At 42.5% G+C, this 24,517-nt stretch carries 23 protein-coding genes; 5 read left to right on the top strand and 18 right to left on the bottom strand.

The genetic code is table 11. The features are described 5' to 3' along the window. The first annotated feature begins 115 nt into the window (after positions 1–115). A complete protein-coding gene (locus tag IGI77_RS07460; RefSeq protein WP_005225848.1) occupies positions 116–922 on the top strand; it encodes an AraC family transcriptional regulator in 807 nt (268 codons plus the stop codon). Here the strand turns inward: IGI77_RS07460 and recO are convergent. The 9 genes from recO to IGI77_RS07415 all read right to left on the bottom strand — a co-directional run bounded on the left by recO (position 916) and on the right by IGI77_RS07415 (position 8,186). Next, positions 916–1,689: a DNA repair protein RecO gene (recO, locus tag IGI77_RS07455; RefSeq protein WP_005225847.1), complete on the bottom strand. Its 774-nt coding sequence runs from the start codon at positions 1,687–1,689 to the stop codon at positions 916–918. The two genes, IGI77_RS07460 and recO, sit on opposite strands and share 7 nt — an antisense overlap. Positions 1,690–1,782: 93 nt before the next feature. Beyond that, positions 1,783–2,682: a GTPase Era gene (era, locus tag IGI77_RS07450; RefSeq protein WP_005225846.1), complete on the bottom strand. Its 900-nt coding sequence runs from the start codon at positions 2,680–2,682 to the stop codon at positions 1,783–1,785. A 34-nt stretch (positions 2,683–2,716) separates the two neighbouring features. Next, entirely contained in the window at positions 2,717–3,106 is a 390-nt protein-coding gene (locus IGI77_RS07445; RefSeq protein WP_016610244.1) for a diacylglycerol kinase family protein, read from the bottom strand. Beyond that, positions 3,090–3,566 carry an rRNA maturation RNase YbeY gene (gene ybeY / locus IGI77_RS07440; protein WP_005225844.1) on the bottom strand — a complete coding sequence of 159 codons (477 nt, stop codon included), beginning with the start codon at positions 3,564–3,566 and terminating at the stop codon, positions 3,090–3,092. Before ybeY ends, IGI77_RS07445 begins: the two co-directional genes overlap by 17 nt. Next, entirely contained in the window at positions 3,566–5,767 is a 2,202-nt protein-coding gene (locus IGI77_RS07435; protein WP_438769791.1) for an HD family phosphohydrolase, read from the bottom strand. Before IGI77_RS07435 ends, ybeY begins: the two co-directional genes overlap by 1 nt. Before the next feature lie 21 nt (positions 5,768–5,788). Further along, positions 5,789–6,763 carry a PhoH family protein gene (locus IGI77_RS07430; protein ID WP_005225842.1) on the bottom strand — a complete coding sequence of 325 codons (975 nt, stop codon included), beginning with the start codon at positions 6,761–6,763 and terminating at the stop codon, positions 5,789–5,791. Between the two features lie 171 nt (positions 6,764–6,934). Further along, the gene (locus IGI77_RS07425) at positions 6,935–7,384 is read right to left on the bottom strand and encodes a GatB/YqeY domain-containing protein (RefSeq protein WP_005225841.1); all 450 of its coding nucleotides are present in this window, start codon (positions 7,382–7,384) and stop codon (positions 6,935–6,937) included. A gap of 33 nt (positions 7,385–7,417) precedes the next feature. Then, positions 7,418–7,594 carry a 30S ribosomal protein S21 gene (gene rpsU, locus IGI77_RS07420; RefSeq protein WP_002356740.1) on the bottom strand — a complete coding sequence of 59 codons (177 nt, stop codon included), beginning with the start codon at positions 7,592–7,594 and terminating at the stop codon, positions 7,418–7,420. Between the two features lie 160 nt (positions 7,595–7,754). After that, entirely contained in the window at positions 7,755–8,186 is a 432-nt protein-coding gene (locus IGI77_RS07415; RefSeq protein WP_005225833.1) for a Fur family transcriptional regulator, read from the bottom strand. Positions 8,187–8,281: 95 nt separating this feature from the next. On the opposite strand from IGI77_RS07415, the gene IGI77_RS07410 reads away from it, so the two are divergent. Further along, entirely contained in the window at positions 8,282–9,169 is an 888-nt protein-coding gene (locus IGI77_RS07410; RefSeq protein WP_010748043.1) for a pyruvate, water dikinase regulatory protein, read from the top strand. A gap of 84 nt (positions 9,170–9,253) precedes the next feature. Here the strand turns inward: IGI77_RS07410 and thrB are convergent, their stop codons facing one another. The 6 genes from thrB to trxB all read right to left on the bottom strand — a co-directional run bounded on the left by thrB (position 9,254) and on the right by trxB (position 15,896). Next, the gene (thrB, locus tag IGI77_RS07405) at positions 9,254–10,123 is read right to left on the bottom strand and encodes a homoserine kinase (protein WP_005225831.1); all 870 of its coding nucleotides are present in this window, start codon (positions 10,121–10,123) and stop codon (positions 9,254–9,256) included. Then, positions 10,120–11,178: a threonine synthase gene (gene thrC, locus IGI77_RS07400; RefSeq protein WP_005225830.1), complete on the bottom strand. Its 1,059-nt coding sequence runs from the start codon at positions 11,176–11,178 to the stop codon at positions 10,120–10,122. Before thrC ends, thrB begins: the two co-directional genes overlap by 4 nt. A gap of 2 nt (positions 11,179–11,180) precedes the next feature. After that, positions 11,181–12,431 carry a homoserine dehydrogenase gene (locus tag IGI77_RS07395; protein WP_081116560.1) on the bottom strand — a complete coding sequence of 417 codons (1,251 nt, stop codon included), beginning with the start codon at positions 12,429–12,431 and terminating at the stop codon, positions 11,181–11,183. Positions 12,432–12,547: 116 nt separating this feature from the next. Then, positions 12,548–12,841, bottom strand: coding sequence for an ArsR/SmtB family transcription factor (locus IGI77_RS07390; protein ID WP_005225828.1), 294 nt, complete (start codon positions 12,839–12,841; stop codon positions 12,548–12,550). Positions 12,842–13,088: 247 nt separating this feature from the next. Further along, the gene (locus IGI77_RS07385; protein WP_438769790.1) at positions 13,089–14,816 is read right to left on the bottom strand and encodes a phospho-sugar mutase; all 1,728 of its coding nucleotides are present in this window, start codon (positions 14,814–14,816) and stop codon (positions 13,089–13,091) included. Between the two features lie 147 nt (positions 14,817–14,963). Continuing rightward, the gene (gene trxB, locus IGI77_RS07380; RefSeq protein WP_015509534.1) at positions 14,964–15,896 is read right to left on the bottom strand and encodes a thioredoxin-disulfide reductase; all 933 of its coding nucleotides are present in this window, start codon (positions 15,894–15,896) and stop codon (positions 14,964–14,966) included. Between the two features lie 185 nt (positions 15,897–16,081). On the opposite strand from trxB, the gene IGI77_RS07375 reads away from it, so the two are divergent. Together IGI77_RS07375 and IGI77_RS07370 are read left to right on the top strand one after the other, a co-directional pair. Continuing rightward, the gene (locus IGI77_RS07375) at positions 16,082–17,467 is read left to right on the top strand and encodes an MATE family efflux transporter (protein ID WP_438769789.1); all 1,386 of its coding nucleotides are present in this window, start codon (positions 16,082–16,084) and stop codon (positions 17,465–17,467) included. Between the two features lie 152 nt (positions 17,468–17,619). Continuing rightward, entirely contained in the window at positions 17,620–18,090 is a 471-nt protein-coding gene (locus IGI77_RS07370) for a glutathione peroxidase (RefSeq protein ID WP_438769788.1), read from the top strand. A 235-nt stretch (positions 18,091–18,325) separates the two neighbouring features. Here the strand turns inward: IGI77_RS07370 and IGI77_RS07365 are convergent, their stop codons facing one another. Both IGI77_RS07365 and IGI77_RS07360 read right to left on the bottom strand, forming a co-directional pair. Continuing rightward, a complete protein-coding gene (locus tag IGI77_RS07365; protein WP_008378424.1) occupies positions 18,326–19,759 on the bottom strand; it encodes a 6-phospho-beta-glucosidase in 1,434 nt (477 codons plus the stop codon). Between the two features lie 20 nt (positions 19,760–19,779). Continuing rightward, positions 19,780–21,171 (bottom strand): 6-phospho-beta-glucosidase, encoded by a 1,392-nt coding sequence (locus IGI77_RS07360; protein WP_005225822.1) that lies wholly within the window; start codon positions 21,169–21,171, stop codon positions 19,780–19,782. Between the two features lie 260 nt (positions 21,172–21,431). On the opposite strand from IGI77_RS07360, the gene IGI77_RS07355 reads away from it, so the two are divergent. Then, positions 21,432–22,352, top strand: a complete 921-nt coding sequence (locus IGI77_RS07355) for a MurR/RpiR family transcriptional regulator (protein ID WP_010748037.1) — start codon at positions 21,432–21,434, stop codon at positions 22,350–22,352. Positions 22,353–22,430: 78 nt separating this feature from the next. Here the strand turns inward: IGI77_RS07355 and IGI77_RS07350 are convergent, their stop codons facing one another. Beyond that, positions 22,431–24,350: a beta-glucoside-specific PTS transporter subunit IIABC gene (locus tag IGI77_RS07350; protein ID WP_081116556.1), complete on the bottom strand. Its 1,920-nt coding sequence runs from the start codon at positions 24,348–24,350 to the stop codon at positions 22,431–22,433. Positions 24,351–24,517 lie beyond the last annotated feature (167 nt).

Here is a 24,517-nt window from a genome sequence, read left to right as displayed (position 1 = left end):
GAACGCTCCTTTAAAATAAAATGATTTCTACTCTCTTATTGTAAGGCTTTTCATTCTGTTGTAGTATAATACATGAAACACTATTTTATAACTTTTCGAAACACGGAGGTACACTATGCCTATCTACTTTTATCAAACCAATCAGCAGCTGCCTTTATCTCTGGAAAGCATCGGCAACGATTGGGCGCAAGATGACGTCGCTCGTCCTGATGGCTATCCCTACTTCCATTGGCTGCAAACCGAGCAAGGGGAAGGCCGAATCACATTTGGTCAGGAATCGTTTATCTTACGTCCGAATGAAGGCATTTTGATTTTTCCTTTTACGCCCCATCGCTATTATCCATTGACTAACTGGAAAACATCCTTCGCCACATTCCAAGGCCCTTTGGCAGCTGAGGTGTTAAAGCAGTACACGAATCAGCCCTATATATTAGCTGAAGAGTCAGAAACCTTTTCTTATGTCACCTGGATCAATCAACGGATCAAAGAAGACCAACAAATCAGTTGGGACCCGCTACGGGCTTCTAGCGAATGTTACCGCTTTTTATTGGCGATCATGCAAGAACGCTCAGGGAATCCAACAGAAAAACACCCGCTGTTCCAACAATATCTGGTTCCCGTTATACAAGAAATCGAAACGAATTACGATCAGGCGATCACGATCAAAGAACTAGCAGGGCTCGTCTATGTGTCACCACAGTATCTCTCACGTTTGTTCCAACGTTTTTTGGGGCAATCTACTGCACAATATTTATTGAACTACCGCATGACCCGAGCCAAAGAGCTTTTGGTGGCACAGCCAGATCTGCCCATTCAACAAGCTGCCTTCGCAGTGGGGTTTCAAGATGCAAGTCACTTTACAGCATTATTCAAAAAAAGAGTCGGCTTAACTCCATTAAAGTTTCGCCAACTCTATCATTGATTTTTCGGTTTTAAGACGTCTTGCCATTGCCCCATCTGATCGATAAACTTCTTACTTTTTAAATGAATGCCCACATATTCATCATATAATAAATCAATCACTCGTCGGATCGCGGCTTTCGTTTCTGGCTTTAATTTGATTGAAGCAATCTGCTCGTAGGATATTTGCGAAAATAAGCGAATAAAATGGATCGCCCGAGAATCAGCATGATAACGACGTTCGTCCATCCCCCAGTGCTGTTCACATAAAATACCGCTATATTTTGAGGAATAGTCAAACCGACCGTCGGTTTTTCCGCAGATCGCACAATGGGTCCAATTCGGGGTGATCCCGAAACGGTGCAAAATCTGGATCTCAAAGATATTGGTGATGATCTCTGCGTCGTTTTCTTGGTCCATTAATTGCAAGGCCTCATGTAAAAATTGGTATAGATGTGGGTCATAGACCCGATCATCAATAGCAGAATCAGCCAAATTCAATAAGTAGGTTGCATAACCAGCAATAAAAATATCACTTTGGATCGTACGAAAAGGATGGATGTCTTTGGCATTGTTTAAAAAGGACAAGCCTTCCGTTTTGATGGTTCCCATGTAGGTGGCTTCAGTATAGGAGAGCAGCGCTGGTGCCAAGGGGTTGTTTTTCCGATGGGCACCCTTGACATAAAACATTTGCTTCCCAGCAGATTCCGTAAAGATTTTGACTAGCTTGTCTTTTTCTTTATGGTCTTTTGAAAAAAGTAAGATTCCTTTTGTTTCAACAAGATTCATCGTCGCACCCCATTTCTTTAAAAAAACTGATCCAGTTCGCTAACTGCATCAGTTTTTCTTCATTAAAACAGATCATGTTTGATCTGCATGTCATCAATACTCATCTTTGCGATAGCCATAATCTGTTAAGAATGTTTGCTTGTCGCGCCAATCTTTTTGAACTTTTACCCATAATTCCAAGAAGACTTTGTCATCTAACAAATGTTCAATGTCTAAACGAGCTTTCGTACCGATCTGTTTCAGCATTTTTCCGCCTTTGCCGATGATAATGCCTTTTTGACTGTCACGTTCGACAATGATCGTCGCTTGAATATGCACCTTGTCATTGTGGTCTCGTTTCATGGAGTCAACCACGACCGCTACTGAGTGAGGTACTTCATCTCTGGTCAGTAGCAAGACTTTTTCCCGCACCAATTCAGAAACGATAAAGTATTCTGGATGATCCGTGATTTGATCCTCTGGGAAGTACTGAGGCCCTTCTGGCATTTCATCGATCAGTAGCTTCATTAACGTTTCGAAATTATTGCCTTCTGTTGCGGAAATCGGTACGATCTCAGCAAAGTCCATTTGTGAGGAGTAGTCTTCAATAATTGCCAATAAGGCATCTGGATGGACTTTATCAATTTTATTGATCACGAGGAAAACCGGTGTCTGACTTTGGCGCAATCGTTCGATAATAAAATCATCGCCCTTGCCACGCTTTTGGTCCGCACTGATCATAAATAGCGTCACGTCAACTTCTCGCAGTGCACTATAGGCGGTTTCAACCATAAAATCGCCTAAACGGTGTTTGGGTTTGTGGATCCCTGGTGTATCGATAAAGATCAGCTGTGCGTCATCCGTTGTGTAGACCCCTTGGATTTTGTTACGGGTCGTTTGCGCTTTGTCACTCATGATCGCGATTTTTTGTCCTACGACTCGATTTAGTAGTGTTGATTTCCCAACATTTGGCCGCCCGACGATCGCAACGAAGCCTGATTTGTGTGTTGTCATTGTTGTTCCCCTTTATCTTGTGTTTTGGTGCGCATCAGAAGAGCTGCAGCAATTTTGGCAAGAAGATGATCGCTGCGACGACTAACGCAAAAACTGCAGTCATCAGCACGGCACCAGCAGCCATATCTTTGATTTTTTTTCCGATAGGATGGAAATGGAAATCTGTAAACATATCTACGACGTTTTCAAAGACGGTGTTGATGATCTCAACGATCCAGACTAAGAAAACAGCTAGCAGCAACCAGAGCCATTCCATTTGACTCAAACGGAAAATAAAGCCCGCAATGATCGCAACGATTCCTAGTGCAACATGTTTACGCATATTGCGTTCCTCTTTAAAGACGGTTTTTATACCAGTGAAAGCAAATTCGATCGACGAAATAAATTGTTTGTTTTTCCCAATATTCTTATCTTTTGAGTCCATAGGCATCCAGTATTTCCTTTTGCAATCCAAACATTTCCTTTTCATCTTCAGGTGTCATATGATCATAGCCATTGATATGCAAGAAACCATGTAACGCCAAGAAACCCAGCTCCCGATCATAGGTATGCCCGTATTCAGCAGCTTGTTCTTTCGCTCGTTCAATGGAGATCATAATATCTCCAAGATCACGCGGCAGCTCTTCAAGGGCTTCGTCAAAAATGATCGACAGCTCTTCGTCTGTTTCTTCTTCAAAGGCAAAACTAATGACATCTGTTGGCATATCTTTGCCGCGGTACTCCCGATTGATTTCTTGGATCGCCGCATTGTCCATAAATGTGACGGACATTTCTGTATCCTCTGGAAGTTCTAAATGTCCTGCAGCAAATTGCAACAGTCCTTCGATCTCTTTGATCTTGGTTTCCCCCACTGAATTTGTCTCATCTAAAAAGGTAATCTCCATTAGCGCTCTCTTCTTTCTTGTTCTTCTTTCATTTTCTCTGCTTCCGACTTCATTTTTGGATATTTGATCCGTGAATGGAAGGTACTGCAAAGTCCGTTGACCAGTGATTTTTCAATCATTCGGATTTCTTTCAAAGTCAGGCCTGTTTCATCCAGTTGACCGTCTAAGATCCGATCATTGATAAGATTTGCAACAAATTCTTGAATCTTTTGATTTGTTGGATTTTCCATCGCTCGAACAGCTGCTTCACAACTATCCGCGATACTCACAACGCCAGCTTCTCGTGTTTGCGGTTTTGGACCAGGATAACGGAAATCTTCTTCCATCACCTCGGGATTACGCTCTTTGGCTTTCACATAGAAATAACGCATCAAGGTCGTGCCATGGTGTTGACGACAAATGTCGATCACCATGCGGGGCATTTTGGCTTCTTCGAGAATTTCCGCCCCATCGATCACGTGACCGAAGATAATTTGTTTGCTGTCTTCAGGCAACAAGAAATTATGCGGGTTTTCGGCACCAGCAGGTAAATTTTCTACGAAGAAATTGGCATGTTTGACCTTGCCGATATCATGGTAATAACAAGCCACACGAGTCAGTAAGCTTTGCCCGCCGATTTCGGCAACGGCATTGGCACTAAGATTGGCAACCATCATACTGTGATGATACGTTCCTGGCGCTTCTTCCAGCAACTGTTTTAACAATGGATGATTCGGGTTACTCAATTCATTTAACACGATCATACTCTCATCCGTCACCAACAATTCGATGTAAGGATGTAGTCCCATCGTTAGCAAATAGCTTAAGAGAGAGCCTGCTAAACCACAAATGATCGTGGTCCAAGTGTTCCCGCGAGCAAAATCCATTCCTTGGAAAATCACCAGCACAAAACTCAGTAAGAGCGGAAAGACGATCACCCACGCTACTGCCGTTTTCCCTTGACTAGCGATGCGGGCGCGCTTGATCATCGTTCCCATCAAGCCAGAGAACAAATAGGTGACTAAGACGGTCGTCAACAAGTTGGTTCCGCTAGAATCAAAGTAAATAAAGAGTGCACTGATTACTTGGAAAATCGCAGACAAAATCCCCAAACGACGGCTGGAGAAAATACTCAGGATCAACGGTGTAAACGCAGCTGGGAAAAACAGCGGGATAAAGGTCACTAATTCAGATTGGAAAAGTTGGAAAAACTTCATGATCAAAATACTGAATGCCATTGCCAAAATATAAAACGTGACCGCATTCATCCGTTTTTCCACGTCTTCCGTCTGTTTCGTGTAATAAAACACCATCAGCATCTGTAAGACTGTTGCTAACACTAAAGCGATCAATGGAAAAACAGAAAAGGTCTGATTAGTCATTCCTAAAAGCTGCAGCTTCTCTAGGGCATTGGCATCGATCTGCGAGCCCTCACGGACAATGATCTCTCCTTGATAAATCATCACTGGAGGAACAGCGTCCATGGCGGTTTGCCGTGCTTCTTCTGTCCGTTTTTCATTTGGGATATCGTTCACGACGATTCCTTGATTGACTAAGAAACGTAAGACAGAAGCCATATCTGAGCTAACATCTAAGAACTGGATCTTATCTTCCGCCTCAGAACGGAACGTACTTAATTCCGTTTGGCGGATCTGTTTCGCCATTTGTTCATCTATTAATTGTAGCGCATAGGTACGCACTGTATTTAATTCATCATCACTTAATGAGAACATCGTCGTCAAAAAATTATTGGTAAATGACTGATAAAAATCTAGTTCATCATCACTCATTTTTTCAAATTCTTGTTTTAAGGCTGCGATATATTCATCTGTACTAGGTTTAGGGATATTTTCATCCTCATCGGCTTCAGCCACTTTTTTTTCATGAGCTTCATCCACTGATTTTTTGACTGAAGCAACTAAGTCAAATAAATGATCGATACGATCATGCTGCGTTTGTGCCAGTGTATCCTGATACGTGTACTCTGGTGGTACAGCTTCGGCAGCCAGTTTACGTTTTTGTTCCGTCGCAGCGGTATTTTCGATCGTTTTATTGGCACGGATATTTTCTTCCGCCACTTGACCTTCGCTATAATCGACATTGTTTTGTTTGACGCTGGTGTACATGATACCAATCGAAAAAAGAAAGAAAAGGAACATCAAAACTGGTAGATAGAATTTCCCAAGTCTTTCTCTAAATTTCCGTAGTGGTTGAATGATCATAGTTCTCCTCCTAAAAGACGATCAGCGCTTGTCTTTAAGATCTGCTTCTTCATATGCGCGAATGATCTCGGCAACAACTGGATGCCGCACGACATCTCCTGCTTCAAAATTAGCAAAAGCAATTTTAGGGATCTCTTGTAACGTTCGTTCGGCGTGGATCAGGCCGCTTAAAGTCCCTTTTGGCAAATCGATCTGGCTGGTATCGCCATTGACGATCATTTTAGAGTTGAATCCTAAACGGGTCAAAAACATTTTCATTTGAGCGATCGTCGTATTTTGCGCTTCATCTAAAATGACAAAGGCATCTTCTAGCGTACGTCCACGCATATATGCCAATGGTGCGATCTCAATGACGCCTCGTTCCATGAGACGGTTCGTATGATCCATCCCAAAAATTTGATACAACGCATCATAAACGGGGCGTAAGTAAGGATCGACTTTTTCTTTCAAGTCTCCTGGTAGGAAACCAAGATTTTCTCCTGCTTCAACGGCGGGACGTGTCAAAATGATTTTTTGCACTTGGCCTTTCTTTAGAGCTGCAATTGCCATTACGACTGCTAAGAAGGTCTTTCCGGTTCCAGCGGGGCCGACACCAAACACTACATCATGTTTACGGACGGCTTCGATATATTTTTTTTGCCCAGCATTTTTCGCTCGGATCGGTTTGCCGTTACGGTCTTTGATGATCTCTTCTTCATACATATCTTTGAAATAATCAAGACTGCCCTTATTCACCATATTCAACGCAGTGATCACATCAGGGGTACTGATATTGATGCCTCGTTTGATCAACTCTTGCAAAGCCCGAATCACGGATTGTGCCTTTTCAGCGGCTTCAGTTTCTCCTACGATTTGGATCAGCTCACCACGAGTGTGAATGACCGTTCCTGTGGAGTCTTCAATAATTTTGATGTTCTTATCGTGGGCACCTAATAATAAACGAACGTCATCGTTTTCACTAAGTGTTATCTCGATCGTTATTGTTTTGTCTGTCAAATATGTTACAGCTCCTTTTTTGGCGTTCTTATTAATAATAACATAAGATGGAAAAAAGAAAAATTACTTATCAAGCACAACAGTCGTTTCCCCTTGTCCTTATGCTTTTTTTAAGTTTTCGAAATCAGAAAAAAAAGCCGCAAGCATGTCATCCATACTTGCGGCGTGAGCTTACATTTGATCCAATAATTCTTTAACGATCGCATTGACTTGATTGCCGTCTGCTTTGCCTTTAACTTGTGGCATTACAGCACCCATCACTTTTCCAAATTCTTTGGAAGAAGAAGCACCAGTCTTTTCAATCGCTCCAGCGACGATTTGGCGGATTTCCGCTTCATCGAGTTGTGCTGGCAAATATTTTTCAACAACTGCAATTTCAACTTTGACTTTCTCTGCTAGATCATTTCGGTCAGCTTTCTCAAACTCATTTAAAGAATCACGACGCTGTTTCATCTCACGAGACAAAACGGTCAACTCTTCTTCTTCATTCAAGTCAGAACCTTTTTTGATCTGCTCATTTTGAATTGATGCTTTCAACATGCGGATCACCTGCAAGGTTTCCTTGTCTTTGGCTTTCATCGCTGTCTTCATGTCATCATTCAGTGTACTTAGTAGTGTCACACTACCAGCTCCAATTCTCAAAACAGTAGAAAATTAGAATTTTTTGCGTTTTCTAGCTGCTTCAGATTTTTTCTTACGCTTTACGCTAGGTTTTTCGTAAAATTCACGTTTACGAGATTCCTGTAAAGTACCCGCTTTTGACACGGAACGTTTGAAGCGACGAAGAGCATCGTCAAGTGATTCGTTTTTGCGAACGACTGTTTTTGACATGTAAATTCCCTCCCTCCGAGCTTAAAAAGTAACCGTAGTTGTTATTGAAATAAAATCCCAAAAAACACGACTGTCCTTTAAAAATTATAGCTAACCCCTGAAAAAGTGTCAAGGCATTCTGTTAAAAAAGTCTTCGATCCCATCAAGTTTGTTTGGGTTTTCATTGACATTCTTCACAACGGCCCAAAATCTCGAAGCGATGTCCCTCGATCAAGCAGCCAGGAAGCTGTTCTTGGAAGAAGTCCATCGGGCAAATATGCAGTTCTTTTGTTTTGCCACAAACCGTGCAAATAAAGTGATGGTGATGATGGTCCTCTAATTCTGCACAGCAGTTATAGCGAAACTTCATCTCCCCGTTCAGCTCTGTTTCTTCTAAAATACCGATCTCAGAAAAATCATGCAGATTACGGTAGATCGTATCATAGCTCAAGCCAGGATACTTTTCTGACATGTATTCATGAATTTCCTTTGCTGGCAAATAGCGATTGCGTTTCACTAAATAGGTGATGATCGCTTCTCTTTTTTTGGTATATTTAAAGCCATTTTCTTTCAATGTAGTCATGGCATGCTCAATAAGTGTTTGATTTTTCATCGTAGGCCCTCCTGATAAATCAAAATCATTCCGATTCTATCGATCTTAAGTATGGTATAATGAAATCAATAAAAAAGCAAGAGAGGATTTTTCTTATGAAGCCAACTGAACCTGAACAACCAGACTTGCAAGAAAAATTGCAAACCAGTGCCGCAGTGACGATGTTCGTGTTGTCGGACTCTGCCGGCGAAACGGCATCGAAGCTTGCACAAGCGACAATGGCCCAATACCCCAGCGTCGAATTTAACCTTTTTAGACGCACGTTTATCCACACAAAAGAGCATTTGATCAAAGCTTTGTCTGATGCAAAAAAACACAACGCCATTATTCTTCATACCTTGATCAAAGAAGAACTTGTAGATTTGACGAATCATTTTTGTGAAGAAGCTGACCTTTACCATTTCGACGTATTGACCCCTCCAGTAAGTGAAGTAGAACGACGAACTGGCGTAGCACCTTCACGAGAGCCAGGGGCTTTGCACCACTTAAACGAAAATTATTTCAAACGCATCAAAGCCATGGAATTTGCGGTTATGTACGATGATGGGAAAGACCCTCGTGGCTTCTTGGAAGCAGATGTCGTGTTACTAGGGGTTTCTCGGACGTCAAAAACGCCTTTGAGTCTATTTCTAGCAAACAAAAATTTAAAAGTTGCTAACCTGCCTTTAGTACCGCAAGCCCACATCCCAAAACAGCTCTGGGAAATCGATCCGAAAAAAATCGTCGGGCTAACAAACGATCCGAATGTGTTAAACAGTATTCGCAAAGAACGGATGCGCTCCTACGGCTTGAACCCAGATTCTGCGTATTCCGATATAGAAAAAATCAAAGCGGAGCTGACGTTTGCCAATGATCTGTATGAAAAACTAGGCTGTGTCGTGATCAATGTCGCTTCTCTTTCCATCGAAGAAACCGCCTCTATGATTTTAAATGCATTAAACTTAGAAGATCATAGCTATTACACGTCAGAAACGAAAGACTAACATCGATGAAGCAATGAAAAATGGTGAGCAGAAAATCTTCTGCTCACCGTTTTTGGTCTGTGGCTCATTTATTATTATTCTCTTTTAGAACACTTGCAGCCCTTCACGATCGATTTGTAATTGTTCGATATACGCATTGCTCTCCAAGGCATGCAAAAGTTTTGAGATTCGTTCTGCCCGTTCCTCTGGGACGATCGCTAAGACCGTAGGACCTGCGCCGCTTAAGAAACAGCCATACCCGCCTTCTTCTTCGCAGATTTGGCGAATGGTCGACAAGTGCGGCACAAGCTTTTCCCGATAGGCTTCATGAAAACGATCCTGTTGCATCAATTTTCCTGCAAGAGGCAGATTACCATTGATGACCGCTGCGATCATCACGTTGGCGATCGCACTGGCTTCGACAGCTTGCTCGTGCGAAAGGGTCTGCGGCAAGACTTGACGACTTGCTTCAGTCAACAGTTCTTCATGAGGAATATAGGCAATGATCTCGCACTCTGGAAAATGATGCTTGACTAAATACGTATGCTTGTGCTGATGGTCGTAAGCAGCAACCGCAAAATCTCCATAAATCGCTGGTCCAACGTTGTCAGGATGCCCTTCGATGGCAGTTGCGATCTCAAGCTTTTGTGCTGCACTCAGATTCATGTGGGCCATGCGGTTGGCTAGTTCAATCCCGGCGACGATCACCGAGGAACTGCTGCCTAAGCCTCTTGCCAAAGGAATGTCCGAACTCATTCGGATTTTCAAAGGCTTCATGTTTGGTGCTAATTTCAATGCCACACGCAAAAGCAAGTTGGTTTCATCCGTTGGGATCTCTGAACCTAGCTCATGGATGATTTCCCACGTATCGTTTTCTTTTAAAACTTCAATGAACAAATACTTTGACAGGGCAATCCCGCAGGAATCAAAACCAGGCCCTAAGTTCGCACTGGTTGCAGGAACGCGGATCTTCATAGATTGGCAACTCCTTCACGAAGATGCTGACGCATTTCTTCTAAATCACTCATCTTATTGATGGTTACTTCTGTCGCTTTGATAGCTGTATCAGGATCCTTCAGACCATTTCCAGTAAAGACGGCAACGACAGTCTCACCTGGTTTGATTTTCCCTGCTTTCACGTGCTGGATGACACCAGCCAGCGAGGCAGCTGAGCCTGGTTCAATAAACACACCATCTTGCGCAGCAATTTTACGGTAAGCATTCAAAATTTCCTCATCGGTTACTGCATCGATGTGTCCATTTGATTCATCACGAGCGGCTTCTGCCAACTGCCAGCTGGCTGGATTGCCGATCCGAATCGCTGTAGCGATCGTTTCTGGTTGTTCGATGACTTCCCCACGGACGATCGCAGCAGCACCTTCAGCTTCAAACCCATGCATTCTTGGCAACGCGGTGCCTTTTTTCTCATGCCATTCTTTGAACCCTTTCCAATATGCCGAGATATTCCCTGCATTACCGACAGGAATCGCAAGAACATCCGGTGCTTGCCCTAATTGTTCGCATACTTCAAAGGCCGCTGTTTTTTGTCCTTCTAAACGATAAGGATTGACTGAGTTTACTAGCGCCACGGCTTCGGTTTCTGCAATATCTCGTACTGCTTTTAACGCTTCATCAAAGTTTCCTGGGATCGAAATGATGTCGGCTCCATAAACGATTGCTTGCGCCAATTTTCCCATAGCGATCTTGCCATCTGGAATAACAACATAGGCTTTGATCCCCGCTCTGGTCGCATAAGCTGCTGCTGCCGCACTGGTATTTCCTGTCGATGCACAGACGATTGCTTTGGCACCTTCTTCCACCGCTTTTGCCACCGCCATGACCATCCCTCGGTCTTTAAAAGAGCCTGTCGGATTCAGCCCTTCGTATTTTCCATACAATTGAATCCCTAATTCCTTGGAAAGGCTTGGTAAGGGAATCAACGGCGTGTTGCCTTCAGCCAGCGACAATGCTGGTGTATTTTCGTTGACTGGCAGATATTCCTTGTATTGATGCAATAATCCTTGATACATGTTTATTCCTCCATCACTTTCATTATTTGTATGTCTTGTGCATCGGTATAAGTTGCGAGTTTTTCTGTTAACTCTTTTTCGCTCATTGGATTGGTGATTCCAGCTATTCGTTGGTCTGCTTCGTTGAACACCGTTTGCTCAAACGCAAACCATTCTGGAAGAGCGTTCCCTTTGATCTCTTGACTTGAAAACGACACATAATGCTGGCTAGGGACTTCTTCTACAGATGCTAATGCTGTTTCTTTTTCAAAAGTTAGAAAAGGTTCAACGATCCCAAAGCTTTTATTTTTTGCTAAAACGGTCAAATCCGCTACCACGCTGGTGGCCGTCGGTCGTGATCCTGCTCCTGGTCCATAAACCATTGATTGATCGATGCCTTCACTCTCGATAAAAATGCCATTAAACTCGTTTTGGATCGTCGCTAACGCATGGTTTTTCGGCACTAATACAGGTCCAACTGACACAGTAAGGGAACCGTCAACTGTCTTTTGTGCTGCACCGATCAACTTCACTTCATAACCAAAGGCTTGTGCCTGCTTAATATCTGCCACAGCTAAGCCGCGGATGCCTTTTGTTGCCACATCAGCAACATGGATCGTTTTCCCAAAAGCAAATTTGGTCAGGATCACCATTTTATAGGCCGCATCGATACCGTCAACATCATTAGTAGGATCTGATTCGGCAAAACCTTTTGCTTGGGCTTGTGACAAAGCATCTTCATAGGTCATGCCATCTTCCGTCATTTTTGTCAGCATATAATTGGTCGTCCCATTGACGATACCAAAAATCCCTGTGATGGTATCAGGCAGATAGTGGGTGCTCAATGTACGCAAGATCGGAATGCCACCACCCACGCTGGCTTCATAATAAAGAGACACCCCGGCTTTTTCAGCGATTGCCAGCAGTTCAGGTCCATGGGTGGCAATCAAGTCTTTATTTGCCGTCACAACGTGCTTCTTATTTTCTAAAGCAGCTGAAATAAACGCTTTTGCCGGATCGATCTTCCCGATCAATTCCACAATTACGTCGATGGTCTCATCTTCAAACAACTCATTTGCCTCATTCGTCAACGCAAACCCGTACTTAGCCGCTAACGCAGACTTATCCTCGTAAGGCGAAGCTAATGCTTTCGTGATTTGCACACTGACTCCTGTGCGTGCCAGAATGGCTTCTTTTTGCTCTGCCAACACTTGGCATACCCCGCTGCCGACAACACCCATTCCTAATAATCCAATGTTCAATTGCTTACCCATAATGCCCCCTAACTGAAAACGTTATTAAAAACCGTTCATCTAATTTTAATATTTCCACTAGCATACCAAAAACAATAAGAAAAAACTAGGACTTTTGAGAAATTCTCGCCCTAGTTTTAACGGTGATGGATATGTTCGAATGTTTTTTGCAAAATATCCACAACATGTTTGTCATCAAGACTATAAAGGATGGTTTTTCCTTGTCTTTCCGACTTTACGATCCGATTATCTTTCAAAAGTTTCAGCTGATGAGAAACTGCTGATTGTTCCATATGTACTTGTTCTGCAATCGAAGTGACATTGCGCTCTCCTTCTTGAAGAGACAACAAAATTTTTAGTCTAGTGGGATCACTAAGCATTTTAAAAATCTGTGTTACTTGCTGAATTTCTTCTAGTTTCGGCGTAGTCATCGCGCCACATCCTCTCTTATTTCCTTTTGCATTTTAGCCCTTGATAGACAGCTTGTCAATCAATGCTCGACGATCAAGGAGAAGAAACGTGCTAAAAGACAAGAATAGATCCAAGCGTCAGAAAATTCCCTTTAGAAGCTTCGGTCCCTCAACACCTGTTTACTGGGGGAAGCGAACGCTTCTTTTTCTACCACTCGGATCATTCAGTCAATTGCAATTTTTTTGATTATGAAGACATCAGATGACTTTATTCACCTGTGATTTCTTCGATCGCTGCTTGCAGATCAGCAATTTTTTGTTCTGCTGCTTCTGCCGTATCGCCTTTTACACCAATATAAAACTTGATTTTAGGTTCGGTCCCAGAAGGACGAACAGCAATCCAGCTTTCATCTTCCAAGGTGTATTTCAAAACATCAGAAGGCGGTGTGGTCATTTTTTGTTGGTGACCATCTAAGCCCACACTAGTCAACAATTTAAAGTCTTCTGTTTGCACGACAGGGGTTCCTGCGAAGACGGAAGGTGCTTTTTCACGGAAAGTCTTCATCAAGGCAGCAATCTTAGTTGCCCCTTCCATGCCGCTCATCGTTATAGAAATCGTTTTTTCTGCATAGTAGCCGTACTCTTCAAAAATATCTTGCAGACCATCATACAATGTTTTGTCTGATTGTTTGTAAAAAGCAGCCACTTCTGCTAATAAAACGAGCGCTTGGATCGCGTCCTTATCCCGTACGAATGGTTTAACTAAGTAGCCATAGCTTTCTTCAAAGCCAAACATGAAAGTTTGAGAATGGTCTGTTTCAAATTGTTGGATTTTTTCGGCAATAAATTTAAAGCCAGTTAAAACATTGATCATATCAACATCGTAGGATTTAGCGATCGCTGTTGGCAATTCACTAGAAACGATCGATTTTAAGACTGCTGCATTTTCTGGCAATGTTCCAGCTGTTTTATGGGCTTCTAGAATGTAACGGATCATCAATGCACCTAACTGGTTACCTGTCAAGACTTGGTAGTTGCCATCTGGCATTCTTACTGCAGCCCCTAAGCGATCGGCATCTGGATCTGTTGCGATCAATAGATCAGCACCTTCTTTTTCTCCTAAAGCAATCGCATATTCAAAGGCAGAGTGCTCTTCTGGATTCGGTGATTTTACTGTACTGAAGTTTGGATCAGCAACCGCTTGTGAGGGTTCAATAATGAATTGTTGGAAACCAGCTTGTTTCAACGCTTTCTCGCCAAGCATCCGCCCTGTTCCGTGAAGTGGTGTATAGACAAGTTTCAAATCTTTGCCCACCGTATCGATCAATTCTTGATCGATCGTGACTTCTTTGATTTCTTTCAGATAGGCAGTATCGATTTCTTCGCCAATAATAGAGATCAAGCCGCTGTTTTTGGCTTCTTCTTCACTTAATACAGGGATCTCCAACGGATTTTCAATTTCCCGAACAAATTTTGTCAATGCATCCGCATCTGCTGGTGGCATTTGCCCACCATCTTCCCCATATACTTTGTAGCCATTGTATTCGGCTGGATTGTGAGAAGCAGTGATCATGATTCCAGTAAAGGTTTTTAAGTAACGCACAGCAAAAGATAATTCTGGCGTCGGACGTAAGCTTTCAAAGACAAAGGCTGGAATATCATGTTTTGCCAATGTTTTTGCTGCTTCCATCGCGAACTCAGGTGAAAAATGACGGGAATCATAGGCAATCGCTACGCCACGACGTCTTGTTTCGGGATCTTGTGTATCCATAAAGCGAGCCAAGCCTTCCGTTGCTTGACGAATCGTATAAATGTTCATCCGATTGATACCAGGTCCTAAAATCCCTCGCATGCCAGCAGTCCCAAATTCCAAAGGCATATAAAAAGCGTCTTCTAACATCGCAGGATCTGCTTCTAATGCGGTCAATTGTTCTTTTAATTGTGGATCTAAGTGTTCACTGTTTTTCCATTGATTAAATGTTTGTTCCCATGCCATAAAATAACCTCTCCTTTTTCCGTTAAAATGCTCTAAAATTAGTATAACACTACTTACAGATTTCTCAAAGAATAACCAAACGAAAAATAAAAAAAGCTGCTATCAAAAGTGATTGACACTTTAAAAATAACAGCTGATTCCATTAGATTATTTTGTTAATTGCGCATCCTTTTGTGTTTCAATAAAATCAAACACTTGTTGACCAGCAATACTGCCATCGCCGACTGCCGTTGTGATTTGACGCAAGCCCTTTTCACGAACATCGCCAATCGCGTAAACACCAGGAATTGAAGTTTCCATCTGATCATTTGTTAAGATCCAGCCAGCATCATTCGTGATACCGCTAGCTTTGAATGGTTCTGTCAACGGATCTAAACCAACATAGATAAAGACACCGCCAGCAGCTTCTTCTGTCACTTCATCCGTTTTTACGTTTCTGATTTGCACGCCAGTTACGACCATCTCATTGCCTTTGATTTCTTCCACAACAGAATCCCAAATAAAAGAGATTTTCTCGTTGGCAAATGCGCGGTCTTGGATGATTTTTTGTGCTCGTAATTCATCACGACGGTGAACGATCGTTACTTCAGAAGCAAATTGCGTTAAGTAGATCGCTTCTTCGACTGCTGAGTCGCCTCCACCAACAACGATCAAGCGTTTGTTACGGAAAAAGGCACCGTCACAAACCGCACAGTATGAAACTCCGCGTCCTGCGAATTCTTCTTCGCCTTTGACGCCTAACTTTCTATGTACACATCCTGTGGCAATGATGACTGTTTTCCCTTGATAGGTTTTGTCTTCGGTGGCAACTTCTTTGAACTCACCTTGATCCGTGATGCTTTGAACGATCCCATAGGCATTTTCAACACCAAATTTAATGGCACCTTCATACATTTTAAATGCTAATTCAGGGCCTAAGATTGATTCGAAGCCAGGATAGTTTTCAACCTCAGCCGTATTGTTCATTTGTCCGCCAGGTGCTCCTCGTTCAATCATTAGTACTGATAAATTCGATCTTGACGCATAAAGCGCTGCTGTCATCCCCGCAGGGCCTGCGCCGATGATAATTACATCATACATATATTTCCCTCCAATTTGGACTACCCATACTTTACTTTCAAAAGCAAATTCTTTCAACTCATCTGCTTACAAAAAATAATAAGATATTCCTGCTTTTACTTTTGAAAATTACATTGACTTTCTTTTCAATTTTTGTAAAATTTTCACGATACGTCTATTATATAGAAAATAAGGAGTCCTTACAATTGAATAAGAAAAAACTTTTAGGAAAATCAGACCGTGACCTGATTTTTCTCAGCTGGCCGATTTTTGTTGAGCTATTTTTGCGGGTCGTTATTGGGAATGTCAACGTTTGGATGATTTCTCATTATTCCGAGCCAGCAGTAGCGGCCGTCAGTGCTGCCAATCAACTATTGAATTTAACGGTCTTTATTTACGGTTTCATCACCGTGGGTACTCAGATCATTATCGCACAATTGATTGGTGCGAAAAAACGCGACCAGATACCGAAAGTCATCAATACCGCTCTTTTTGGGTCATTGTTCATCGGGATTTTGATCAGCTTGATGTTCCTTTTCGGCTCAACCTACCTTTTGCGATTCATGGGCTTAGATGCTGAATTAGTTGCTTTAGGTCATGGATACTTACAAGTGTATGGCGGAAGTCTGTTCCTTTCATCGATCACGGCGGTCATAATTGCTGTCATGCGTAGCCACAGTTTCACAAAACCTGCGTTATTGGTACCGATGTTTGCTAGTATCCTAGCCGTCATTGGCAATTACTTTGTCTTATACAGCCCTTTTGGTTTACCGAATTTCGGTGTGACTGGATTGGCATTTTCTAGCGTCTTTGGTAATTCGATCGGTTTACTGATTGCCGCCATGTTGCTGAAGAAACATGTGAATTTTTCTGTTTTATCTGCCCGTTTCTCGAATGTTTCTTGGGGCGTGATGAAAAACATTTTGACTTACGGATTGCCTTCTTCTGGCGAGTCTCTTTCCTATCAAGGAGCGCAAGTCGTGGTGACGATGATCGTGGCTCAACTTGGCGCAAGTGTCTTGATTGCAAAATCTTACGTAACAGCTATCACCCAATTTGTTTATTTGATCGCCTCCGCATTAAGTCAAGGAAACCAAATCATGATTGGCCGCAATGTCGGTGCGGGTGAATTCGATCGTGCGCATCAGCGAGGCATGCGCACGATGGTGATCGGGATCATCGCCTCGGTAACGATCTGCTTATTGACCTATCTATTTATTGAACCGATCATGGGGATCTTTACTTCCAATACCGAAGTAATCGAGATTGCTAAAGGTGTCTTTTTAGTAGAGATCGTCTTAGAAACAGCGCGTGCAGTCAATATGATCCTAGTTGGTTCATTAAATGCAAGTGGTGACGTGAAGTTCCCATTGATCTGCAGCCTAATTGTTCTATGGGTCATCAGCTTACCGTTTTCCTACTCACTGGCCATCGTCTTTAAATTTGGCTTGATCGGCGTTTGGATCGCTTATGCCATTGACGAAGCATTGCGCAGCGTCTTAATGATCTATCGCTGGCATTCTGGGGTATGGAAAACTAAATCTGTCGTTCATCCACAAGAAGCAGAACCAGAAGTCTTACCAGAAGCATAATAAGAGTCCAGTGGTCCCAACGGCCGCTGGATTTTTTGTTTTTTATAAGAAATAAAATGCGCCAAGAAGTTTGCTTGGTTTTTTTGAAGACTTTGCTCTATACTTATCTCAGAAACTATCGACTATGATTTACATTAAAAGGAGCGTTTGCTATGTCAATCTATGACTACCAAGCAACATTAGAAAACGGCGAAACTTATTCGCTAGCAAACTACGAAGGTCAACCGCTGGTGATCGTCAATACAGCTACAAAGTGCGGGTTGAACCCGCAGTTCAAAGAATTACAAAGTCTTTATGAAACCTATAAAGACCAAGGGTTGGTCGTTCTAGGGTTTCCTTCTGACCAGTTCAAACAAGAAGTCGGCTCAGCCGAAGAAGCCGCAGCCGCTTGCCGAACCACCTATGGTGTTGATTTTCCGATGCACAAGTTAACGGTGATCAATGGCAAAGACGCAGATCCCTTGTTTCGCTATTTGGAAGCAGAAGCACCGGGTACATTAGGCAAAGCCATTAAATGGAATTTCACGAAATTCTTGGTGGACCGCCAAGGTAAAGTCGTGGAGCGTTTTGCTCCACAAACCAATCCTCAAAAAATGATTCCAGAGATTGAAAAAGTTCTTTAAAAAATGAATAAAGGCGACCTTAAGGACAAAACATGTCATGCTTAAGGTCGCCTTTTTTTGTAATTGCTGCAACGCAAGCCTTTTACAGCACTCTCATTGTCGGTTATCAATAATCTCTGAACAGCCATTTCTACTTATACAAATCATTCGTTTCAATAGTTTTTAAAAAGACTTTAAAAAAACTGCAGTCGATCTACTTAGATTTCTCTAAGGGATCAACTGCAGCTTCTTATAATTAGTTATTCGATAAATCTTCACCGTTTGAAGCAATCACTTGTTTGTACCAATCAAATGATTTTTTCTTTGTTCGTTTCAAGGTGCCGTTTCCTTCATTGTCACGGTCCACATAAATGAAACCATAGCGTTTTTTCATTTCACCTGTTCCAGCTGAAACTAAATCGATACAACCCCAAGTCGTGTAACCCAATAAGTCGACACCATCTTGTTCAACCGCATCTTTCATTGCTTGAATATGCTCTGCCAAGTATTGGATTCGGTAGTCATCTTCCACATAGCCATCTGCATCTGGTGTATCCACAGCTCCTAAGCCGTTTTCAACGATAAACAATGGTTTTTGGTAGCGATCATAAATGTCATTCATTGTGATGCGCAAACCAAGTGGATCAATCTGCCACCCCCACTCACTTGCTTCCAAGTATGGGTTTTTCACAGAGGCAAAAATATTGCCAGCCGTTTGTTCTAATAATTCAGCGTCCGTGGTTGATACGCGGGAAGAATAGTAAGAGAAGGAAATAAAGTCTACGGTGTGAGCTTTCAACAGCTCAAGGTCGCCTTCTTCCATTTTGATTTCGATCCCATTGCGTTCCATTTCTTTCAGCGCATATTGTGGATATTCCCCACGTGATTGAACATCAATAAAGAAATAGTTTTCGCGATCTGCTTTGCGTGATTCCCAGACATCTTCTGGTTTGCTTGTATATGGATAGTATGCGCCAGCAGCTAACATACAGCCTACTTTGTTCTCAGGGTCGACTTCATGAGCGATTTTCGTTGCGATCGCAGAGGCCAATAGCTCATGGTGAGCCGCTTGGTATTTCACTTGCTCAACGTTATCGCCTTCTTCAAAGTAAAGACCTGCTCCCATAAATGGCGCATGGAGAATCATGTTGATTTCGTTGAAGGTCAACCAGTATTTTACTAATCCTTTGTAACGGTTGAAAATCACGTTACACAAGTTTTCATAGAATCCGACCAATTCACGAGAACGCCATGCCCCGTATTTTTCAACTAAATGCATTGGGCAATCAAAGTGAGTGATCGTTACTAATGGTTCGATCCCATATTTGTGGCATTCTTTGAAAAGATCTTCATAGAACTTCAAGCCGTCTTCATTTGGTTCTGTTTCATCCCCTTTAGGGAAAATCCGACTCCAAGCGATCGACAAACGGTAGGTTTTAAAGCCCATTTCGCCAAATAGCGCGATGTCTTCTTTGTAGCGATGATACATATCGATCGCTTCTTTTGCTGGGTAGAAATGTTCGTCATCAAAATCGAACATTTTCATTTGACCAGTAATGACTGGAAAACGATCTTTGCCGATCGGTACCACGTCAACGTTTGCCAAGCCGCGTCCGCCTTCTTGGTAGCCTCCTTCACATTGATTGGCAGCTGTTGCGCCGCCCCATAAAAAGTCTTTTCTAAATGCCATGTTTCTTTCCTACTTTCTCTTTATTTAACTAGTTCGCGATCAAGTTCGCGGGCTACTTCATCTTGTACTTCTACGCCTTCTTTTTCAAGACGTGCGATCGTTTCCTTAAATTTAGGCAAGTGATCTTTGTGGGCAATAAACAGTTCGTCCATGACACGTTTTGCCGTATCACCTGATGGAACCAATGGGTTGATGGTGAAGGCTTGTAATGCGATATTGTAATCCCCCGTCACAGCTGCTTCGATCGTTAATAATTCCATTGCTTTCATTACCTGTAACCAACCTTTTTCAGCTGTCGGTAACTCACCAAAGGCAACATTTCTAGCCCCTTGTCCGCCAACGTAAGCTGTTACTTCGACTACGCAATCGGCAGGAAGATCTGGAACGGCGCCTTCATTTTTGGTTGAAACGACGATTTGGGTATTTTTATTAGCATAAATGGAAGCAATCGTTTCACACGCTGCATCTGAGTAGTAAGCACCACCACGTTTTTGCAGCTGTTCTGGTTTATGATCTAATTCAGGATCTTTGTACAACTCAAACAATTCGGCTTCGGTTTGTTTCACTTGCTGTGCGCGTGTACCGACAGTCTTGTACTCTTCGATCGCATGATTCAACATTTCTTCTTGACGATAGTAATAACGGTGATACCCGCAAGGAATCATCTTCATTTGTTCCAGCTGTTCTTTGTAAAATGGTACATCAAAGATATTCTTCGGTAAGCCATTGTCTTCTTCATACATTTTATCAATAATGTCCATCGTAACGTCATTGCCGTGTGAGTCGGTAACTTTGTGCCAGTGAAAGTGGTTCAATCCTGCAAATTTGTAAATCAATTCGTCAGGTTCTTTGCCAAGCAACGCAGGTTCAACCATCGTTGCCATGACAGGCACGTTACACAACCCGATGACTTTGTCCCATTTTCCGTAACGCACGATTGCTTCAGTCACCATACCGCTTGGATTCGCAAAGTTGATCAACCAGGCATCGGGACACAAGCGTTTCATGTCTTCAACGATTTCAAGAATGATTGGAACCGTACGAAACGCTTTGAACATACCACCAGGGCCGTTGGTTTCTTGACCAATCATGCCGTAATAGGCAGGAATTCGTTCATCTTTGATACGGGCATTCAGCAATCCTACTCGGAATTGAGTCGTAACGAAATCAGCATCTTTTAACGCTTCTTCTCGATCCAATGTCATGTGGATTTTTACATCGTAGGGTGACGCATCCCACATCCGTTGTGCCATCGCACCAACGATTGCTAATTTTTCTTTTCCTGCTTCGATATCTACTAGCCAAATCTCACGAATCGGCAATTCTTCATAGCGTTTGATAAAGCCTTCCATTAACTCCGGGGTATAGCTGCTGCCGCCACCAATGGTTGCAATTTTAATTCCTTTTGTCATTGTATTGCTCCTTTGCTATTTTATTTACATTCTTATTATCATTCATAAAAACATTTGATTCAATGTAAATAGCATATTTAGAAAAAGCGTTTGCAAATCTCGCTTCTTCTTGCAGGTGTTTTGTAAAAAAGATTTACAAAGAGCATCAAATAAGGAATAATTAGGATGTAAACGATTCGCTAGGTACTGAATAAAAACGAACTTCTGTAAAAACCATTTACAAATAATCATAAAAAAATGTAAAAAGGAGCATATACACCATGTTGTTACAAGAAAAAATGCGCCAAATCAAACTAGCCCCCGCCGAACGATCGTTGATTGATTATTTATTAGCCAATCCGACCGCGATGGCGGATCAAACCATCAAGGAATTATCTGAAAAAACCTATGTTCATCCTTCTACTTTTATTCGGATCGCCAAAAAATTAGGCTTCAATGGTTGGCTCGACTTAAAAACGGCCTTTGTGGAAGAGCAAACATATATGAGCAGCCATTTTACCGATGTGGATGCGAACTTTCCCTTCTCTTCCCATGACGGGATTATGACCATTGCCAAAAAGTTGGCAAAGCTTGAACAAACAACGATCGAAGATACGCTTTCCTTGATCCATCATGATGAATTACAAAAAGCGAAACAATCGTTGCTCAATGCCAACCATATCAGGATTTTCGCCAGCAATGCCAACACCTTGATTTCTCAAGACTTTGTTTTGAAGATGCGGCGTTTAGGAAAAAGTATCCACGTCTGCGATACCTTCGGCGAAAGTGCCTATGAGGCATCCAACTGTACCTCCGATACGACCGCGATTTTGATTTCTTACACAGGTGAAAACAAAATGGTTAAAGAAATCGGTAAGATCCTCGCCGAACGGCAGGTCTCCATCATTGGGATGACCAGTATTGGCGAGAATGCGTTAGCGAAATTAAGCGATTGTGTCTTAAATATCACAACAAGAGAAAGGCTTTATTCAAAGATTGCGAATTTTACGATCAATACCTCGGTTTGCTACTTACTAGATTTGTTGTATGCAGTCGTTTTTTCGGAACATTATGAGAAAAATCTGCAGCATTTGATCGATATTGGGATGGCGTATGATAAGCGCCCCACTTCATCAACGATAATCGCTGAACCAACCTATGATAAAAACCTTCATTATAAAGACTCACTATTTCCCAATTAAATGACTGTCAAAAAGCGATCGAGCCTTCACGACCGATCGCTTTTATCCTTATATAGCTGTTTTGCAAGTAAACATTTCCTAAACTAAAGCCGTGATCAAGTCATCGGAACAACCAACTTCTCGTTTGTCAGACTCGATGATATCCAAATAATCCGCTGAGTTGGTCACTAGCACTGGGGTCTCAATATTGAATCCTGCTTTGATCAATGCATCTTTATCAAAGCTGATCAATTTTTGCCCACGAGTGACTTTATCGCCTTGCTTCACATGCGCTTCAAAGAACTCACCATTCAATTGAACAGTATCCAAACCAATATGGATCAAAAGTTCTAAACCATTCTCAGAAATCAACCCGATGGCATGTTTGGTTGGGAACAATGTCATCACAGTACCATCAAAAGGAGCCACGACTTCGCCTTTTGAAGGATGGATCAGGATGCCTTTTCCTAGCACTCCTTGAGCAAAGGCTTCATCTTTGGCACTGCTTAGTGGCGCGATCGTTCCTTCCACTGGAGAAGTGATCACTTCTTTTCGAACAGTCATCGCTGGTTGTCCTTCTGCGATTTCTTCTTCCACTGCATCATCTTTCCAGAAAGCCATGGTCAAACCAAAGCCAATCGCTGCAGCGATCAAGATTCCGAAGACAGAGAACCACATGCCACTAGCGTCGCCTTCTGGAGTGATGTAGTTGAAAATGCCAAAGACCCCTAACCCACCAGAGGTGTAGCTCGTTGTTCCATTGATCATCAAGAAGGCACCTGCGACCGCACCACCAATCATTGAGTAGAAGAACGGCATTTTTTTCGGTAACGTGATTCCATAAATCGCTGGCTCCGTTACACCGAAAAGCCCTGAGATAATAGCTGGTGGACATAGTGCTTTCAGTTTTTTATCTTTCAGTTTAAAGTACATCGCCATCACTACGGCTGTTTGAGCAAAGCTGGCACCAAACGTAGCTACCAAAATCTGACTGTAGCCTAGTTGTGTCACTTGCATAATGTGTAGCGGAACAACTGACCAGTGAAGACCGAAAATAACCAATACTTGCCAGAAGAAACCTAGCAACAAGCCATAGGCAGCTGGTGAGAAGTCCATCAGCGCTTCAAATCCTGAGCTCAAAAGATCCGTCAACATACTGATCACAGGTCCAATCACCAAAAAACCAATTGGCAATGCAATCAAGAGAACTAAGAACGGTACTAAGAACGTTTGGACAACAGAAGGAATGATTTTTTTTGCAAATTTTTGAACTTGTGCAGCAAAGGCAATGATAAAGATGACCGGCACCACACTGCTAGTATACGTTGCGCCAACCCACGGAATCCCTAAGAACGTTTCGTACGCTGGCAAGCCTAACAAGCTATACGGTGCAGCAGCTCCCTCGCCAGCCCCTGCAAGAAATGCGGCTTGCAAAGCAGATCCTTGAATCGTTGGGTAACAAAGCGCTGATCCGATCACGATTCCCACCATTGGATTTAAGCGAAACTTTTTCGCTGACGTATACCCTAAAATCACTGGCATAAACATGAAGATCGAATCGCCGATCGCATTGAACATAACGTAGGTACCTGTCGTCGTTGTAAAATCGATCAAGCCTGTTGTACCAATAAAAAGCAACAGTGCGTTTAGTCCTTTGATCATCCCCGCCGCACACAAAGCACCTAAGAAGGGTTGGAAGCAGCCGCTCAAAATATCGATCAAACGATCAAACAAGTTGCCACCTGAAGCTGTTTCTTCAGCATCACCACTGATTCCTGCAACATCGATCACTTCTGCATAGACATCTGGCACATGGTTTCCGATAACCACCTGGTATTGACCGCCACTCTTCATGACCGTCACGACCCCATCCATGTTCTTTAAGACTTCATCATTTGCGACGCCTTCATCCTTTAATTTAAAACGCAGGCGTGTGATACAATGCGTCAAGCTATTGATGTTCTCTTTCCCACCGACATTTGCTACGATTTTTTCTGCTAATTCACGATATTTTCCCATTTTTGATTCCTCCAATTTTTTTGTATTGAAGGTTTAGCCAACTGAATGTCACTATCCAAAATGTTTTCTTTTTTTGATTTCTTGCTACATGGTCAGATGCCTTGAAGCTGACGTTTGATAAGAATCATTGCGAAGAAATTCTTCTTTTTCGACACCTTCTCATGAAT

Origin of the sequence: Enterococcus sp. DIV0213h (assembly GCF_051711285.1) — a bacterium.
GTDB lineage: Bacteria > Bacillota > Bacilli > Lactobacillales > Enterococcaceae > Enterococcus_D > Enterococcus_D casseliflavus.
Note: the sequence above shows the minus strand (reverse complement) of the source record. Positions and strands in the feature narration are given on the sequence as shown.